At 28.9% G+C, this 15,475-nt stretch carries 23 protein-coding genes; 17 read left to right on the top strand and 6 right to left on the bottom strand.

The window, feature by feature from the left end:
* Positions 1-154 precede the first annotated feature (154 nt).
* The 3 genes from KO488_RS10020 (at position 155) to KO488_RS10010 (ending at position 2,777) form a co-directional block, all read left to right on the top strand.
* Positions 155-655, top strand: coding sequence for a 3-isopropylmalate dehydratase small subunit (locus KO488_RS10020; RefSeq protein ID WP_216058663.1), 501 nt, complete (start codon positions 155-157; stop codon positions 653-655).
* Positions 656-1,723 (top strand): 3-isopropylmalate dehydrogenase, encoded by a 1,068-nt coding sequence (gene leuB, locus KO488_RS10015; protein ID WP_216058662.1) that lies wholly within the window; start codon positions 656-658, stop codon positions 1,721-1,723. It begins immediately after the preceding gene.
* Between the two features lie 124 nt (positions 1,724-1,847).
* Positions 1,848-2,777, top strand: a complete 930-nt coding sequence (locus KO488_RS10010; RefSeq protein WP_216058661.1) for an exopolyphosphatase — start codon at positions 1,848-1,850, stop codon at positions 2,775-2,777.
* 16 nt (positions 2,778-2,793) lie between these two features.
* Here the strand turns inward: KO488_RS10010 and KO488_RS10005 are convergent, their stop codons facing one another.
* Positions 2,794-3,156, bottom strand: coding sequence for an HIT family protein (locus KO488_RS10005; RefSeq protein ID WP_216058660.1), 363 nt, complete (start codon positions 3,154-3,156; stop codon positions 2,794-2,796).
* Positions 3,157-3,415: 259 nt separating this feature from the next.
* Here KO488_RS10005 and rpmJ point away from each other — a divergent pair, with 259 nt between their 5' ends.
* The 9 genes from rpmJ (at position 3,416) to KO488_RS09960 (ending at position 9,883) form a co-directional block, all read left to right on the top strand.
* Complete coding sequence (rpmJ, locus tag KO488_RS10000; protein WP_072682678.1) at positions 3,416-3,529, top strand: 50S ribosomal protein L36; 114 nt, start codon at positions 3,416-3,418, stop codon at positions 3,527-3,529.
* A 5-nt stretch (positions 3,530-3,534) separates the two neighbouring features.
* A complete protein-coding gene (gene rpsM, locus KO488_RS09995; RefSeq protein ID WP_216058659.1) occupies positions 3,535-3,903 on the top strand; it encodes a 30S ribosomal protein S13 in 369 nt (122 codons plus the stop codon).
* A 9-nt stretch (positions 3,904-3,912) separates the two neighbouring features.
* On the top strand, positions 3,913-4,305 hold the full coding sequence (rpsK, locus tag KO488_RS09990; RefSeq protein ID WP_152190119.1) for a 30S ribosomal protein S11: 393 nt from the start codon (positions 3,913-3,915) through the stop codon (positions 4,303-4,305).
* 9 nt (positions 4,306-4,314) lie between these two features.
* Positions 4,315-4,941 carry a 30S ribosomal protein S4 gene (gene rpsD / locus KO488_RS09985; RefSeq protein ID WP_216058658.1) on the top strand — a complete coding sequence of 209 codons (627 nt, stop codon included), beginning with the start codon at positions 4,315-4,317 and terminating at the stop codon, positions 4,939-4,941.
* Between the two features lie 16 nt (positions 4,942-4,957).
* Positions 4,958-5,956 (top strand): DNA-directed RNA polymerase subunit alpha, encoded by a 999-nt coding sequence (locus KO488_RS09980; protein ID WP_216058657.1) that lies wholly within the window; start codon positions 4,958-4,960, stop codon positions 5,954-5,956.
* A 15-nt stretch (positions 5,957-5,971) separates the two neighbouring features.
* A complete protein-coding gene (gene rplQ / locus KO488_RS09975; protein ID WP_216058656.1) occupies positions 5,972-6,322 on the top strand; it encodes a 50S ribosomal protein L17 in 351 nt (116 codons plus the stop codon).
* Between the two features lie 199 nt (positions 6,323-6,521).
* Positions 6,522-7,883 carry an Asp-tRNA(Asn)/Glu-tRNA(Gln) amidotransferase subunit GatA gene (gene gatA / locus KO488_RS09970; RefSeq protein WP_216058655.1) on the top strand — a complete coding sequence of 454 codons (1,362 nt, stop codon included), beginning with the start codon at positions 6,522-6,524 and terminating at the stop codon, positions 7,881-7,883.
* Between the two features lie 12 nt (positions 7,884-7,895).
* Entirely contained in the window at positions 7,896-9,341 is a 1,446-nt protein-coding gene (guaB, locus tag KO488_RS09965) for an IMP dehydrogenase (RefSeq protein WP_216058654.1), read from the top strand.
* Positions 9,342-9,631: 290 nt separating this feature from the next.
* Positions 9,632-9,883, top strand: a complete 252-nt coding sequence (locus tag KO488_RS09960) for a hypothetical protein (protein WP_216058653.1) — start codon at positions 9,632-9,634, stop codon at positions 9,881-9,883.
* Positions 9,884-9,991: 108 nt separating this feature from the next.
* Here KO488_RS09960 and KO488_RS09955 read toward each other — a convergent pair whose 3' ends face one another.
* The 3 genes from KO488_RS09955 to KO488_RS09945 form a co-directional block, all read right to left on the bottom strand.
* The gene (locus KO488_RS09955; RefSeq protein WP_216058652.1) at positions 9,992-10,282 is read right to left on the bottom strand and encodes a DUF3144 domain-containing protein; all 291 of its coding nucleotides are present in this window, start codon (positions 10,280-10,282) and stop codon (positions 9,992-9,994) included.
* 110 nt (positions 10,283-10,392) lie between these two features.
* Positions 10,393-10,719, bottom strand: a complete 327-nt coding sequence (locus KO488_RS09950; protein WP_216058651.1) for an MTH1187 family thiamine-binding protein — start codon at positions 10,717-10,719, stop codon at positions 10,393-10,395.
* Positions 10,720-10,730: 11 nt separating this feature from the next.
* Entirely contained in the window at positions 10,731-10,985 is a 255-nt protein-coding gene (locus KO488_RS09945) for a hypothetical protein (protein WP_216058650.1), read from the bottom strand.
* A gap of 149 nt (positions 10,986-11,134) precedes the next feature.
* On the opposite strand from KO488_RS09945, the gene KO488_RS09940 reads away from it, so the two are divergent.
* The 3 genes from KO488_RS09940 (at position 11,135) to KO488_RS09930 (ending at position 13,079) form a co-directional block, all read left to right on the top strand.
* Positions 11,135-11,893: an alpha/beta fold hydrolase gene (locus KO488_RS09940; protein WP_216058649.1), complete on the top strand. Its 759-nt coding sequence runs from the start codon at positions 11,135-11,137 to the stop codon at positions 11,891-11,893.
* An 85-nt stretch (positions 11,894-11,978) separates the two neighbouring features.
* On the top strand, positions 11,979-12,605 hold the full coding sequence (locus KO488_RS09935; RefSeq protein ID WP_216058648.1) for an adenylate kinase: 627 nt from the start codon (positions 11,979-11,981) through the stop codon (positions 12,603-12,605).
* 162 nt (positions 12,606-12,767) lie between these two features.
* Positions 12,768-13,079 (top strand): EthD family reductase, encoded by a 312-nt coding sequence (locus KO488_RS09930; protein ID WP_216058647.1) that lies wholly within the window; start codon positions 12,768-12,770, stop codon positions 13,077-13,079.
* A 26-nt stretch (positions 13,080-13,105) separates the two neighbouring features.
* Here KO488_RS09930 and KO488_RS09925 read toward each other — a convergent pair whose 3' ends face one another.
* The gene (locus tag KO488_RS09925; protein WP_216058646.1) at positions 13,106-13,963 is read right to left on the bottom strand and encodes a pyridoxamine 5'-phosphate oxidase family protein; all 858 of its coding nucleotides are present in this window, start codon (positions 13,961-13,963) and stop codon (positions 13,106-13,108) included.
* A 6-nt stretch (positions 13,964-13,969) separates the two neighbouring features.
* Positions 13,970-14,407: a VOC family protein gene (locus KO488_RS09920; RefSeq protein ID WP_216058645.1), complete on the bottom strand. Its 438-nt coding sequence runs from the start codon at positions 14,405-14,407 to the stop codon at positions 13,970-13,972.
* A 466-nt stretch (positions 14,408-14,873) separates the two neighbouring features.
* Between KO488_RS09920 and KO488_RS09915 the strand changes: the two genes are divergently transcribed.
* Positions 14,874-15,140, top strand: coding sequence for a CGNR zinc finger domain-containing protein (locus tag KO488_RS09915; protein ID WP_216058644.1), 267 nt, complete (start codon positions 14,874-14,876; stop codon positions 15,138-15,140).
* Positions 15,137-15,475 (top strand): metal-sulfur cluster assembly factor, encoded by a 339-nt coding sequence (locus KO488_RS09910; RefSeq protein ID WP_216058643.1) that lies wholly within the window; start codon positions 15,137-15,139, stop codon positions 15,473-15,475. The genes KO488_RS09915 and KO488_RS09910 overlap by 4 nt, the downstream gene beginning before the upstream one ends.

Here is a 15,475-nt window from a genome sequence, read left to right as displayed (position 1 = left end):
TTTAAATAGATGGATATTATACCCAAATTACCTAAAATTATGATTAGTTTTTTAGATTTAATCAGAAATTACTAAATTATTGGATAAAATGCAACTTTAAAAAAAATAATTCTTAGAAAATATCAAGAAATTTATTGAAACAAGGATAAAAAATATGAATAAGATTGAAGGCAAAGTATGGAATTTTGGAGCTAATATCGATACAGATGTTATAATTGCTGCAAGATATTTAAATAGTTCAGATCCAGAACATTTAGCAAAGTATGTAATGGAAGATGCAGATCCAGAATTTCCAAACAAATTACAAAGAGGTGACATTATAGTAGCAGGTGAAAACTTTGGATGTGGAAGTTCAAGAGAACATGCACCAATTGCTTTAAAAGCTGCAGGTGTTGCTGCTGTTGTTGCACCATCTTTTGCAAGAATTTTTTATAGAAATGCATTCAATATGGGGTTACCAATCTTTGAACTTCCAGAATCTTTAGAAATTAAAGAGGGTGAGAAAATTAGTATTAATCTAGATAATGGAATTATCACAAATGAAACAACTAAAAAAGATTATACATTTACTCCAATTCCTCCTTTTATGCAAGAGTTAATTGCATCTGGTGGATTAATTAATTATGCAAAAGAAGAAATGGTAGAAGGGAAATAAATGAAGAACTATAATATATCAATAATCAAAGGTGATGGAATAGGACCAGAGATTGTAGAAGAAGCGATCAAAGTATTAGATGCAGTATCAGGAGCTTGTGATTTTACATTAGATTATAAAGAGTATTTAATGGGAGGAATAGCAATAGATGAAACAGGTGTACCATTACCACCTGAGACAGTACCAGGAGTATTAGCATCAGATGCTTGTTTATTCGGTTCAATAGGTGGAGAGAAATGGGATAACTTGCCACGAGAATTAAGACCAGAGACAGGATTATTAAAATTAAGAGAAGAATTAGGAGTATACGCAAACCTAAGACCAGCAATAGTATATGATGAATTAGTAAACGCCTCAACACTAAAACCAGAAGTAATTCAAGGATGTGATATTATGGTAGTGCGAGAGCTAATAGGTGGAATATACTTTGGACAGCCACGTGCGAATGATGGACAAAAAGCTTATAATACAATGGTATATACAAAAGATGAAATCATCAGAATTGGTAAAAAAGCATTTGAATTTGCGATGAAAAGAGATAAAAGAGTTTGTTCAGTAGATAAAGCGAATGTGTTAGAAGTATCACAATTGTGGAGAGATACAATGATAGAACTGTCAAAAGATTACCCAGAAGTAGAATTAACACATATGTATGTAGATAACGCAGCAATGCAACTAGTAAGAAACCCAAAACAATTTGATGTAATAGTAACAGGGAATATCTTTGGAGATATATTATCAGATACAGCATCAATGGTAGTAGGATCAATAGGATTATTGCCATCAGCATCAACAGGAGATAAAACAGCAGTATATGAACCAATACATGGAAGTGCACCAGATATAGCAGGACAAGGGATAGCAAACCCAATAGCAACAATAGAAAGTGCAGCAATGATGCTTAGATATTCACTAGGTGAAGATAAAGCAGCAGATATGATAGAAAAAGCGATACGAAATGTATTAAAAGATGGATATAGAACAAAAGATTTAGCTGATTATGATGCTAAAGAAGTTTTATCTACTACTGAAATGGGCGATGTTATCGCTAATTATATAAACAAATAATAAAGAGGGAACATGTCCTTCTTTATGACTCCTCCCTATATCTACACTAAAAATAATCAATTCTCTTGTAATTAATAACTTTTTATGTTAAAATTATAAAAATCCTAAATAGGAAGATTAAATAATGAATGAAAAAAAATATAGATTAGTAACACGTAGTGATATGGATGGGCTTGTATGTGGAACTTTATTAAAATATATTGGTGTAATAGATGAAATAAAGTTTGTACATCCAAAAGATATGCAAGATGGAAAAATCAAACTTACATCAAGTGATATTACAACAAACCTTCCTTATGTAGATGGTGTATACTTAGCTTTCGATCATCATTATTCTGAAACTTTAAGAAATGAAAAAAAAGAGAATCATATAATAGATCCAGATGCAGCAAGTGCAGCACAAGTTGTTTTTGAATATTATGGTGGAAATGATAAATTTCCTGGATATTTTACTGGAATGATGAATGGCGCAAATAAAGCAGATTCAGCAGATTTTATTGAAGAAGAGATTTTAAATCCAAGAGGATGGCCATTATTAAGCTTCTTAATGGATAGCCGAACTGGTTTAGGAAGATTTAGAGACTTTAGAATTTCTAATTATCAATTAATGATGGATTTGATTGATTATTGTGTAAAACACAACATTGATGAAATAATAGAATTACCAGATGTAAAAGAAAGAATCGATTTATACTTTAAATATGAAGAAGATTTTAAAGAACAATTAAGAAGATGTACAACAGTTAAAGGTAATCTTTTAATTATAGATTATAGAAATGAAGAAATAATCTATCCAGGTAATCGATTTATGGTTTATGCAATGTATCCAGATGCAAATATCTCTATACATGTTATTTGGGGTAAAGATAAACAAAATGTAGTTTTTAGTACTGGAAAATCAATTATAAATAAAACATCAAAAACAAATATAGGTGAGTTAATGCTTTCATATAATGGTGGAGGTCATAAAGCTGCTGGTGGATGTCAGATTGAAATTGAGGATGCAGAAAAAGTATTAAAAGAATTAGTTGAAAAGATTAACGAAGATGGCTAATCTTTTCGAGTTTATTTTATAACTTATTTTTTATAATCTCAAAAAAGTTTTCAAAAGAGGGTAAATCAAGTTTTGCTTCTCTTTGAATTTTCCCCCATATAGGTTCAGGGAAATATGAATCTTCTTCAAATCTTGCCATAATATGAAAATGTACATGAGGAACATAATTCCCAAATGATGCAATATTTATTTTAGCAGGTTTAAAATACTCTAACATCTCTTTTTCAATTACATCTAAACATCTAAGTATTTCAAGTTTTGTTTCATTGTCACATTGTGAAAACTCTTTTATTTTTTTATTCGTAAATATTTTAAGCCATGGAATTTCACTATTTTCTATTTCAATTTTGATTAATGAGTTTTTATAAACTTCTGACATTTTTAGCCTTTTTCATTTTATTTATTATTTTAACTTGACATATTTTACTACAAGAACTATTAAATACGTATATTAAATACTGATTAACCAAGCTTTAAGTAAATCTTAAATATAATCCCTTTCCATTTCTACAACCATAAAAGAAGTTTTTATAAAATGTTTTGTGTTTTATAAAGAGTTGGATGAATGATCAAGGTATGTCCTTATCGTTCATACCTGTTGTATGATATTGGCAAATACACAAAAAAGAGGATGACTTATGAAAGTTAGAGCTTCAGTAAAGAAGATGTGTGACAAATGTAAAATTGTCAAAAGAAGAGGTGTCGTAAGAGTGATTTGCGAAACTAAAAAACACAAACAAAGACAAGGATAAGACACATGGCAAGAATCGCAGGTGTTGATTTACCAAATAAAAAAAGAATGGAATATGCATTAACGTATATTTTTGGAATTGGGTTATACAACTCAAGATTAATTTTAGATGCTGTTGGAATTGATTACAACAAAAGAGCTCATGAATTAACTGAAGATGAAGCTGCAGCAATTAGACAAGAGATCCAAAAAAGCTATGTAGTTGAAGGTGATCTTAGAAAAAATGTTGCTATGGATATTAAATCATTAATGGACATTGGTTCATATAGAGGTTTAAGACATAGAAGAGGTTTACCATGTAGAGGGCAAAAGACTAAGACTAATGCTCGAACAAGAAAAGGTAAAAAGAAAACTGTTGGCGCAGCAGCGAAGTAAGGATAACTAATGGCAAAAAGAAAAGTTACTAGAAAAAAAGTTGTAAAAAAGAATATTGCTGACGGTATCGTTCACATTGCGGCTACTTTCAATAATACTATGGTTACAGTTACAGACAGCGTAGGTAATGCTATTGCTTGGTCAAGTGCTGGAAACTTAGGATTTAAAGGTTCTAAAAAGTCTACTCCATTTGCTGCACAAGCTGCTGTAGAAGATGCAATGGCAAAAGCTATGGAACATGGAATTAAAAACATTGGTATCAAAATTCAAGGACCTGGTTCAGGTAGAGACACTGCAGTTAAAGCTGTTGGTGCAATTGAAGGTATCAGAGTTACATGGTTAAAGGATGTTACACCATTACCACATAATGGTTGTAGACCTCCTAAAAGAAGAAGAGTGTAAGGGGTAGTTATGGCAAGATATAGAGGACCAGTAGAAAAAATCGAGAGAAGACTTGATGCAGACCTTGGATTAAAAGGTGAGAGAAGACTTAACGGAAAATCTGCTTTAGAAAAAAGACCATTTGCTCCAGGACAACACGGACAAAGAAGAACTAAAATTTCTGAGTACGGTTTACAATTAAGAGAAAAGCAAAAAGCTAAATTTATGTATGGTGTTTCTGAAAAACAATTCAGAAAGTACTTTAAAAAAGCTGCAACAACTGAAGGTAATACAGGATCTAACTTAATTACATCAATTGAGCAAAGATTAGACAACGTTGTTTATAGAATGGGATTTGCTACAACTAGAGCAAATGCTAGACAATTTACAACACACGGACATGTTTTAGTTGACGGAAAGAAAGTAGATATTCCTTCTTACGTTGTTAAACCAGGTCAAAAAATAGAAATAAAAGAAAAATCTAAAACTAATCCTCAAATTGTTAGAGCGTTAGAATTAACTAATCAAACAGGTATTGTTGATTGGGTAGATGTAGATACAGCTAAAGCATTTGGTATTTTTACTAGAATTCCTACAAGAGAAGAAGTAGTTATTCCAGTTGAAGAAAGATTAATCGTAGAGTTATATTCTAAGTAATAAGTAAAGGTAGCCAATGAAAAAGTTTGCGGACGCACCGTTTTTACCAACAGAAGTTGAAATCGAAACTATCAATGATAATGAAGCTAAGATTTCTGCATATCCATTTGAAAGTGGTTTTGCAATAACTTTGGCACACCCTTTAAGAAGACTTCTTTTAAGTTCTTCAGTTGGTTACGCACCAATTGCAGTAAAAATAGAAGGAGCTTCTCACGAGTTCGACTCGTTAAGAGGGATGCTCGAAGATATAGCTATTTTTATAATTAATCTTAAAAATATTAAATTTAAAATTAATAGTGATGTAGAACAAGTGGTTGTTGAATATTCTTTTGATGGACCAAAAGAAATTAAAGGTGAAGACTTAATCAACTCTGATGTTGAAGTAGTTTCTCCTGATGTTCACGTAGCTACAATAAATGCGGATTGTAATTTAACATTCTCTGTAATTATTCAAAAAGGTATTGGTTATATGCCTTCTGAAGATATTAGAGAAATTGTTGGACCAGATTATATTCCAGTAGATGCTTTCTTTACTCCAGTAAAAAAAGTTGTTTACGATATTGAAAAAATGTTAGTTGAAGATAATCCTAACTTTGAAAAAGCTGTATTTAATGTACAAACAAATGGACAAATTTCTCCAATAACTGCTTTTAAAGAAGCAGTTTCTGTTATGTATTCTCAAATGTCAGTATTTAATAAAGTTTTTGATTTATCAGAAGTAACAGTTAGTGATGCAGGTGAAGAACCAGTAGAACTAAAAGATTTAGTTGTCAAAATTGATGACTTAAATTTAAGTGCTAGATCATTCAACTCTTTAGATAGAGCGGGATTAAAATTCTTAGGTGAATTAGTACTTATGAGTGAAGTTGAAGTTAAAAATATCAAAAACCTAGGGAAAAAATCTTATGATGAAATTGCTGAAAAGCTTGAATCACTTGGTTTCCCAGTTGAAGATACACTTCCAGAAAATGTTGCTTCTGCATTAAGAAGAAAATTAGAGCAACTTAAAGCATAATTAAGGGTTTAGAATATGAGACATAAGCACGGATATAGAAAGTTAAGTAGAACTTCTTCTCATAGAAAAGCATTGTTAAAAAATATGGCAATCGCTTTAATCGAAAGAGAAAAGATTGAAACAACTGTTCCAAAAGCAAAAGAATTACAAAGATATATTGAAAGATTAGTAACTACTTCTAGAAATGCTGATTTAAATACTCATAGACAAGTATTTGCATCATTACAATCTAAAGAAGCTACTAAGAAAATAATAAACGAAATTGCACCAAAGTATACTGAAAGAAATGGTGGATATACTTCAATTATTAAAACAAGAATCAGAAGAGGTGATGCTACTCAAATGGCATTCATTTCATTCGTATAATTAATAGTTTTATTGATTAGAAAGGTAGGAGTTTTCTCCTACCTTTTTTTTTACATAAAAATATTTTTCTCTCATTAAATTCTCTTCAAAACTTAAATTTACCTTTTCTTTTTTAATTAATATTTGCTTTACCATATTTTAATCATTTTTTAGCTAAAATCGGGTGTAATATTATAATTAGAAATTACAGGAGACATGTTTGATAACTCTAAAAGAAGCACTAAGCTTAGCTAGTGACGATATTAAAAAATTAAGAGAAGATTTAACTACAAAAATAAAAGAAAACAAAACTGGTGCATATGTTGAGCAACTAACTTCAACAGATATTTCTACTTCAGGTACTGGAATTCCAATTGCTATAAAAGATAATATAAATGTTAAAAATTGGGAAATTACTTGTTCAAGTAATATCTTAAAAGGTTATATTTCACCATATAATGCAACAGTAATTAATAATTTAGAAAAAGCAGGATTAAGTCCATTTGGTAGAGCTAATATGGATGAGTTTGCAATGGGAAGTTCAACTGAAACTTCTTGTTATGGTAAAACTTTAAATCCAATTGATAATAATAAAACACCAGGAGGAAGCTCAGGTGGTTCTGCTGCTGCGGTTGCTGGTGGTATTGCAATTGCTGCTTTAGGAACAGATACGGGTGGAAGTATTAGACAACCTGCTGCATATTGTGGTGTTGTTGGAATGAAACCTACTTATGGAAGAGTTTCAAGATATGGAATTACTGCTTATTCTTCTTCTTTAGATCAATGTGGACCTATTACTCAAAATGTAGAAGATGCTGCAATTTTATACGATATTATTTCAGGACATGATCCAATGGATTCTACTTCTGCAAATGTTGATTATGATGCTGTTACACCAAAACTTGATGCAGATAAAAAACTAACTATTGCAGTTATCGATAATTTTATTGATCAAGCAAGTCCTGCTATTAAAAATGCCTTTACAAAATCTATAAAAGCTTTAGAAGAAGCAGGACATAAAATTATTCATAAAAATATGTTAGATACTGGAAAAATTCTTTCTTCTTACTATATTGTTGCAACTGCTGAAGCATCTGCGAATCTTTCAAGATTTGATGGTGTTAGATATGGAAATAGAAAAGGTGAAGCTGGGTTAAAAGATATGTATGTTCAAACTAAATCTCAAGGATTTGGAGATGAAGTACAAAAAAGAATTTTATTAGGTTCTTTTGTATTAAGTTCAGGATACTACGATGCTTATTATATTAAAGCACAAAAAGTTAGACACTTAATCAAAGATGAGTATGAAGCTATATTTGCAGAAGCAGATTTAATACTTTCTCCAGTAGCACCTACAACTGCTCCAGAGTTTGGAAGCTTTAAAACTTCATTAGAGATGTATCTAAGTGATATTTATACAATTTCAGTAAATTTAGCAGGATTACCTGCAATTTCATTGCCAGTTGATAATGATGAAAATGGAATGCCAGTTGGTCTTCAGTTCATCGCAAAGGCTTATGATGAACAAACTATGTTTGACGGTGCTTTATCACTAGAAAAAGCAATTAATTATAAAAAATAAGAAAGAGATATTATGAGAATTAGAAAAAGAGCATTAACATTTGAAGACGTATTATTAGTACCAGCAAAGTCAGAAGTTTTACCAAAAGAGGTTTCATTAGAAACTAAATTAACTAAAAAAATTTCATTAAAAATTCCTTTTATATCAGCTGCAATGGATACTGTAACTGAGTTTGAATCTGCTATTGCAATGGCAAGACTTGGTGGAATTGGAATTATTCATAAAAATATGGATATTGAAACTCAAGCACTTCAAATCAAAAAAGTAAAAAAATCAGAATCTGGAATGATTATTGATCCAATTACAATTAAAATGAATCAAACACTTCAAGATGCTGAAGATATTATGGCAGAGTATAAAATCTCTGGAGTTCCTGTAGTTGATGATAATAAAACTTTATTAGGAATTGTAACAAATAGAGATATGCGATTTACAAAAGATTTTACTAAAGAAGTAAGTGTTAAGATGACTATGATGCCTCTTATTACTGCAAAAGAAGGTACAACTTTAGAAGAAGCTGCTGATATCATGCATTCAAATAAAATTGAAAAACTACCTATTGTTGATGAAGTAAATAAATTAATTGGTTTAATTACAATTAAAGATATCAATAAAAAAAGAGAATATCCAAATGCAAGTAAAGATGAATTTGGAAGATTAATTGTTGGTGCTGCTATTGGTGTTGGACAACTTGATCGTGCTACTGCATTAGTTGAAGCTGGTGTTGATGTTTTAGTTATGGATTCTGCTCATGGTCATTCTAAAGGTATTTTAGATTCAGTAAAAGATATTAAATCTAAATTAGATGTTGAAATTATAGCTGGAAATGTTGCAACAAGTGAAGGTACTAAAGCTCTTATTGATGCAGGAGCTGATGCTGTTAAAGTTGGTATTGGTCCTGGTTCTATTTGTACTACAAGAATTGTTGCAGGTGTTGGTGTTCCTCAAATTTCTGCAATTGATGAATGTGCTGCTGAAGGTGCTAAATATGGAGTTCCAATTATCGCTGATGGTGGAATCAAATATTCTGGGGATGTTGCAAAAGCATTAGCTGTTGGTGCATCTTCTGTTATGATGGGTTCTGCATTAGCAGGAACGGATGAAAGTCCTGGTGAATTAATTTTATTCCAAGGAAGAAAGTTTAAAACATATAGAGGAATGGGTTCTATTGGAGCAATGACTAAAGGAAGTACAGATAGATATTTCCAAGAAGGAACAGCTGCTGATAAACTAGTACCTGAAGGTATTGAAGGAAGAGTTGCATATAGAGGTTCAATCGCTGATATTATTCACCAAATGACAGGTGGGTTAAGATCATCAATGGGTTACTTAGGATCTGCTACTATTCCAATTTTTCAAGAAACTGCTGAGTTTGTTGAAATTACAAGTGCTGGACTTAAAGAGTCTCATGTTCACGACGTAACTATTACAAACGAAGCTCCAAACTACCACGTATAAAAAAAGAGGTTTATAACAACCTCTTTCTCAAATTTCTGCGTTTATCGCAGAAATTTTCTCACTCATATACTTGATGTACATTCCTTTTTAAAATTTTACTTTTGCCTTAAACTTAAAAAAAGAGGCTGTTATAAACCCTTTTTTGATAATATAATTTATTATAAAAAGGATTAAATAATGTGGATTTGTAAAGAGTGTAAACTAAAAAAGATGATTCAATTAATAAATATTTTACATTTCCTAAATAATTAGATACTATAATAAATACTAATATCCAAAAGGAAATAGATATGTTTATTAAAAAAATAAAAGATTTTTATAGATTATTGAAAGAAAAAAAAGTTGATGATATTTTAATTTCAGTTGGTATTTTGGGTATTCTAGTTGGATTTGTATTTAGCCCTAGTATAAGAGAAATAGCTGTTTGGCCTGTATTACTTGGTGTTTGTATTAAATTATATGATTTTACTGAAGATATTGAACGAAATATAATTCCTTACAATTTTAATAACTTATTACCGCCACCAAAAAAGAAAGACTAAATTTATAAAAATAGGGCTTATATCATTAATCCCCACTTTTAAAGTCTAGTTATTTTAAACTTGTTAAAGTTTAACTAAAAGCGAGGTGTATTTCACCTCTTTCCTAATTTAGTTTTTTGGATTTTGTGTAAAATCATGAGTAACTGCATGATTATTTAGATGTTCTTCTAATGCTAATTTATATTCTTTTGTAAAGTACTCTATAATTTCATCTTTATCTGCAAGCATATCTTCTGCTGTATCATATGAAGTACACGCCATATAAGTACTAAATCGTACTGAACCATACATATATGAAGCACTCACTTCACCTAATGTTAGTCCTTGTTGTAGTTGTTCATTAGCAATTGCAATTTGAGCATCAGCTCGTTGTAAAAATTCGTTTGATTTTTCGCTCATTACGTATATCCTATTTTTATTTGAATTATAGTCAATAAACTGTTATAAACTAGAATAATAGTAAAATATTTTTTACTTGAAATTATTCCAAGTAACTTTTATACTCTTTCTTATGAGTTTATTTTTCTATTCAAAGTTTTTTCTACTTTTTCTACTTTTGTTTTTAGTCTATTTTCACAATTCTTTCGTATATCAAATTTCAGTGAACTATATACTCTATCACAATCTTCTAATTGTTCATAAGCTAACTCTATGATACTTAAAGCTTCTTTCATACTCTGTGCTTCTATGATAGTTCCCATTGCTGTTAATTGGTAGGGTATCCCACTTTTATCAATGGCATCGATTATTTTACTTACTTCTTTTGAAACTGAAGAGCCTTCTCTTCCATCATTTGATGTTGGAAACATGGCAAATTCTAAAAGTACTGATAACATTGTTTTTTCCTTTATATTTTTAAATCAATAAAATCTTTTACATTAAAAGTTTTAAATATTTCTAATCGTTTATAAATAAGTTCTTTTTCTTCATCTGTTGTAGTTTTCTCATATTCTTTTTCAATTTCAAGTATTTTTTCTAATTTTACTTTGATTTTTAGAACTTCTTCTGTACTCATATATTCATTGTACTTTCCATGTCCTACATAAAAAGCTAGTTTTCTTATGTTATCAAGTATTTGTTCTATTTCTTCATTTTTCTGCATTATTTACTCCATTAGATGTAAAAGAAGTGTATCTAAAAGCTTTTTAAAGCATCTTTTATGTTGATTTTTAAGCTGTTAGATTAGCAAAATTTTAATCTAAGAATATAGATGTTAAACTTTTTGTTAAAAAATAAATATATAGGATAGTAATGATAAAGTTAGGCCATAAAATAATTGGAACTGGTAAAAAAAATATAATAGTTTTACATGAACTAATGGGAAACTATAAAAACTATGAGCCTACTTTTCCTTACTTAAATACAGATGATTTTACTTTTATATTTGTAGATTTACGTGGTTATGGATTATCAAAAGATATTGAAGGTGATTATTCTTGTGTTGAAGCATCTAATGATATTAAAAATCTTATAACACAACTAGAGCTAGAAGATGTTATTTTGATTGCACACTCTATGTCAACTCTAATTGCACAAAAAGTTGCACTTATTGATTCAAGAATCTCCAAACTTATACTTATTACTCCAATTCCTCCAACCGGAATAAAATTACCACAAATAGCACAAGATAAACTTATAAATGAGATGAATGAAAATAAAAATAAAATTGAAGAAATAGTTTATAGTGCAAGTAAACGACATAATAAAATATGGGCTAAATCTAGAATTAAAATGGCATATAAGGCTTCAACACTAAATGCACGAGTAGGGTATATGAAAATGTATTTAGAAACAGATTTTTCTGATGATGTTGAAAATATAAAAATACCTATCAAAATTATTGTAGGGAAATATGATTTTCCAATTTTTGGAATTAAATTAGTTACAAAACTATTCTCTAATTATTATAAAGACTTAGAAATTATTGAATGTCAAGAAGCTGGGCATTACCCAATGTTAGAATGTCCTGTATATTTTGCTTCTAAAATAGAAGAGTTTGCTAAAGAGTAAAATTTAGTATGTAATTTTTATCTCTTAGGTATTATTAACTACTTTTTTTATACAATCACGTAAAAGAAAATCAAGGAAGTTGAACATGAATTTAATGGTATTTGGAGCACCTGGTGCTGGAAAAGGTACACAAGCAAAGTTTTTAATAGAAAAGTATGATATCCCTCAAATCTCTACTGGTGATATTCTAAGAGCTGCAATTGCAGATAAAACTGATATGGGTATGGAAGCAAAGAATTTTATGGATGCAGGTAAGTTAGTTCCTGATTCAACTATTATTGGTATTATTAAAGATAGACTTGCAGAAGATGACTGTAAAAAAGGATTTATTCTTGATGGTTTCCCAAGAACTCTTGGACAAGCTGAAGCTTTAAAAGAATTAATGGCTAAGATGAATATTTCTTTAGATAAAGTAATCTCTTTAAATGTTCCTGATGAATTAATAGTTGAAAGAATTACAGGAAGAAGAACATCTAAAGTAACTGGTAAAATTTACCATATGAAATTTAACCCACCAACAGATGAAAAAGAAGAAGATTTAATCCAAAGAGCTGATGATACAGAAGAAACTGTGAAACAAAGATTATCAGCTTATCATGAACAAACTGCTCCATTAATTGATTTCTATACAAATATGGGCGTTATAGTAGAGCTTGATGGTACAAAAGAAGTATCAGAAGTAACTGCTGATATGTTTGCAGCACTTAAATAATAACTTTCAATAAATAAAAATAAAGAATTGAATTTTTCAATTCTTTATTTTTTAACTTCTTTAAAACAACTCTTTAAATAAAATATTTATACTCTTGCTATATTCATATGTTAGACTTTTAACATAACTAGATATTAGTTAAATTTAAAATAGGAAAATATAATGATAAAAGTAAGTGTACTATATCCAAATTCAGAATATGTAGTATTTGATAAAGAATATTACCTTGATAAACATGTTCCTTTAGTTACAAAACTATTAGGTGATGCATTAAAAAATGCACAAGTAGATTTTGGTCTTGCAGGTGGTTTACCTGGCAGTCCTGCATTATACGTTGTGATGACTCATATGACATTTGATTCAGTTGAGGCTTTTGAAGCTATATTTGGAGTTCATTCGGAAGAATTACTTTCAGACATTCCAAACTTTACAAATTCACAACCTCAAATTCAAATTAGTGAAGTTTTAATTTAATTTTTATATTCATTTGATTATAAAATCTATTTATAATCAAGTGAAAAACTATTTTTATTAATTGTAATTTTTATACAATTTATAATAACTCTAAGTCTTTTTCCTTCTTTTATATTTATTTCTTCTATATTTGCATTTCCTAAAATATTATAAGTATTATTGTTTTCAAAATCTATAAAGAACATATTTATATAGGGATTAGTGTAAATATTTCCTAAGGTATTATATAAATTGTTTCCAGGCAAATCATCAAAGCTTAATTGTGTAGAAGAGTTTACTTTTACAAAACCTTTTTCTCCACCTTTATATGATACATCAAGACCTTTTCCTTTATGTCCTGAGGCTAAAAAGAATGTGTCAGAATTTGTTATTACATTTATCAAATTTTGATTCAGTTCAAGCTCATTTTCTATAATAGGGGTATCTAAAGGCTTCATTTGTTTTTGAAGAAATCTTTTTTTTATGTATTTGGGACAATTTGAATATATTTCATCTATTAAAACTATAATTTCACTATTTATAATCTTGGCTTTCCCATTAATTCTTATACGTTTTGCACTAGAAAATTCTAATCCAATTATTCCAATATTTACTAATCTTTGTTTGAAAAATATATCTGGAATATGACTCTTGTTTTTTAAATTTATGGAAAAACTATTTTGACTAATGATTTTAATAAATGATTTATTATCATATACAACAGATGTAAAGATATTATCATTTTTAGTACCAAGTGTTAATACGCAAAAATTTAAGTCTTCTAAAAAATATGAGGCAATTTTTGGTATGGTATCTTTTATCATTGAAGATAGAGCATCGGCTGATTTTGTGACGCTCATCACTTCTTGAATATGATATTCACCTTCATGAAAGATAGTATTCATTTTATTCTAAAAGAAACCACAAGATGAATGGTCATGATTACTTGGATTACATTCCTCAATTCCTTCTGCAATACAAACTTCAAGTCTAACTCCATTTGGATCTAAGAAAAATACACCCCCAGATGATGCTCCTTCACAGTGTGTTACTATTCCATTATAAATCTTTGTAATTTTATGTTCTTCAAGTTTTTTCTCAAAAGCTTTTAATTCATCTACACTATCTACTATAAAAGCTAAGTGGTGAAGTCCTGCTGTTGATGTTGAGAAGTTTTTATTTGCTTGTTCCCACAATGTCACAATAATTTCTCCATCTTTTCCTAAAAACATATATCTCTTATCTTCTAATGTCTCTTCAAATAATATATCAAATCCAAAAAGTTTTAAATAAAATTCTTTTGACTCTTCCATATTTATTACATTAATTCCTACGTGTCCTACTTTCATTTTCTATCCTTTTTATTTCTAACCATTAAAGATAAATTAGATGGTTAGTAAAATGATATCTCTTTTTAACTAACCTGTCAAGTTTATTTAGAAAGTTAGTAGAAATTTTATATTAATTAATTTCATGCTATTATAAAAACAAAAAGGAATAGTCATAAAATCTTTTTTATTTATAGGTTCCAATCACATAACAGATTTTATAAATACTATATATACTCCACATAGTGAGATTATTGAACTTTTAAAAAGTTATTCAGATATAGAGAATTGGTTTTTAGAAGTAGGTTTAGTTGAAAAACTTGAAGAGTTAAATGTTGCTAAAAAGAAAGAATATTTTGAAGAAATTATAGAGTATAGAAAGTTAATAAGAGATAGTTTTAAACAATATCTTGAATCTAATATTTCTTTAGATAATTTAATAAACATTACAAATAATATTTTATTAAAAAACTCCGTTCATCCTCAAATGGTAAAAAAAGATGATTCTTATGTATTAGAATATCTTTGTGATACTTTAAATAACAATGTATTGCTATCAATATTAGCAATAGAATTTATGAAACTTCTAAACTCTACAGAATTTAAATATCTTAAGAAATGTGATAATCATAAGTGTAGTTTATATTTTATAGATACATCAAAGAACCATTCTAGACGTTGGTGTAGTATGGATATTTGTGGAAATAGGGCTAAAGTTAATAAATTTAGTAAACGACAAAAAGATATAAAATGAAAGTATTTAATAAAGAGAAAATAAAAGAAAAAGTAATTGAAAAATTAAAAACAATTTTAGATTTAGAATTGCCAATTAGTATTTATGATTTGGGACTTATTTATAAAATCGAAGTGCAAAAGATAGATGATAAAGTAAATGTAAATATTGAAAATACAGTAATAAACTCTACTTGTAATAGTACAAAATCTTTTACTGATAAGATCATTGATACTGTAAAAAGTGTTGATGAAGTTGATACATGTAAAGTGAAATTTGTATTTTCTCCTAAATGGGAAGTTACAATGATAACTCAAGAAGGTTTAGAAATATTAAGAAAAGCAAACTCAAAATAA

Origin of the sequence: Poseidonibacter lekithochrous (assembly GCF_018861145.1) — a bacterium.
Taxonomy (GTDB): Bacteria; Campylobacterota; Campylobacteria; order Campylobacterales; family Arcobacteraceae; genus Poseidonibacter; species Poseidonibacter lekithochrous_A.
The sequence above is the reverse complement of the archived record's forward strand: the minus strand, read 5'-3'. Positions and strand labels throughout refer to the sequence as shown.

What these genes read in the sequence shown, in the direction of transcription:
- KO488_RS10020 (WP_216058663.1), top strand. Translation starts at nt 155, where the DNA reads ATGAATAAGATTGAAGGCAAAGTATGGAATTTTGGAGCTAATATCGAT.
- leuB (WP_216058662.1), top strand. Translation starts at nt 656, where the DNA reads ATGAAGAACTATAATATATCAATAATCAAAGGTGATGGAATAGGACCA.
- KO488_RS10010 (WP_216058661.1), top strand. Translation starts at nt 1,848, where the DNA reads ATGAATGAAAAAAAATATAGATTAGTAACACGTAGTGATATGGATGGG.
- KO488_RS10005 (WP_216058660.1), bottom strand. Translation starts at nt 3,156, where the DNA reads ATGTCAGAAGTTTATAAAAACTCATTAATCAAAATTGAAATAGAAAAT.
- rpmJ (WP_072682678.1), top strand. Translation starts at nt 3,416, where the DNA reads ATGAAAGTTAGAGCTTCAGTAAAGAAGATGTGTGACAAATGTAAAATT.
- rpsM (WP_216058659.1), top strand. Translation starts at nt 3,535, where the DNA reads ATGGCAAGAATCGCAGGTGTTGATTTACCAAATAAAAAAAGAATGGAA.
- rpsK (WP_152190119.1), top strand. Translation starts at nt 3,913, where the DNA reads ATGGCAAAAAGAAAAGTTACTAGAAAAAAAGTTGTAAAAAAGAATATT.
- rpsD (WP_216058658.1), top strand. Translation starts at nt 4,315, where the DNA reads ATGGCAAGATATAGAGGACCAGTAGAAAAAATCGAGAGAAGACTTGAT.
- KO488_RS09980 (WP_216058657.1), top strand. Translation starts at nt 4,958, where the DNA reads ATGAAAAAGTTTGCGGACGCACCGTTTTTACCAACAGAAGTTGAAATC.
- rplQ (WP_216058656.1), top strand. Translation starts at nt 5,972, where the DNA reads ATGAGACATAAGCACGGATATAGAAAGTTAAGTAGAACTTCTTCTCAT.
- guaB (WP_216058654.1), top strand. Translation starts at nt 7,896, where the DNA reads ATGAGAATTAGAAAAAGAGCATTAACATTTGAAGACGTATTATTAGTA.
- KO488_RS09960 (WP_216058653.1), top strand. Translation starts at nt 9,632, where the DNA reads ATGTTTATTAAAAAAATAAAAGATTTTTATAGATTATTGAAAGAAAAA.
- KO488_RS09955 (WP_216058652.1), bottom strand. Translation starts at nt 10,282, where the DNA reads ATGAGCGAAAAATCAAACGAATTTTTACAACGAGCTGATGCTCAAATT.
- KO488_RS09950 (WP_216058651.1), bottom strand. Translation starts at nt 10,719, where the DNA reads ATGTTATCAGTACTTTTAGAATTTGCCATGTTTCCAACATCAAATGAT.
- KO488_RS09945 (WP_216058650.1), bottom strand. Translation starts at nt 10,985, where the DNA reads ATGCAGAAAAATGAAGAAATAGAACAAATACTTGATAACATAAGAAAA.
- KO488_RS09940 (WP_216058649.1), top strand. Translation starts at nt 11,135, where the DNA reads ATGATAAAGTTAGGCCATAAAATAATTGGAACTGGTAAAAAAAATATA.
- KO488_RS09935 (WP_216058648.1), top strand. Translation starts at nt 11,979, where the DNA reads ATGAATTTAATGGTATTTGGAGCACCTGGTGCTGGAAAAGGTACACAA.
- KO488_RS09930 (WP_216058647.1), top strand. Translation starts at nt 12,768, where the DNA reads ATGATAAAAGTAAGTGTACTATATCCAAATTCAGAATATGTAGTATTT.
- KO488_RS09925 (WP_216058646.1), bottom strand. Translation starts at nt 13,963, where the DNA reads ATGAATACTATCTTTCATGAAGGTGAATATCATATTCAAGAAGTGATG.
- KO488_RS09920 (WP_216058645.1), bottom strand. Translation starts at nt 14,407, where the DNA reads ATGAAAGTAGGACACGTAGGAATTAATGTAATAAATATGGAAGAGTCA.
- KO488_RS09915 (WP_216058644.1), top strand. Translation starts at nt 14,874, where the DNA reads ATGGTAAAAAAAGATGATTCTTATGTATTAGAATATCTTTGTGATACT.
- KO488_RS09910 (WP_216058643.1), top strand. Translation starts at nt 15,137, where the DNA reads ATGAAAGTATTTAATAAAGAGAAAATAAAAGAAAAAGTAATTGAAAAA.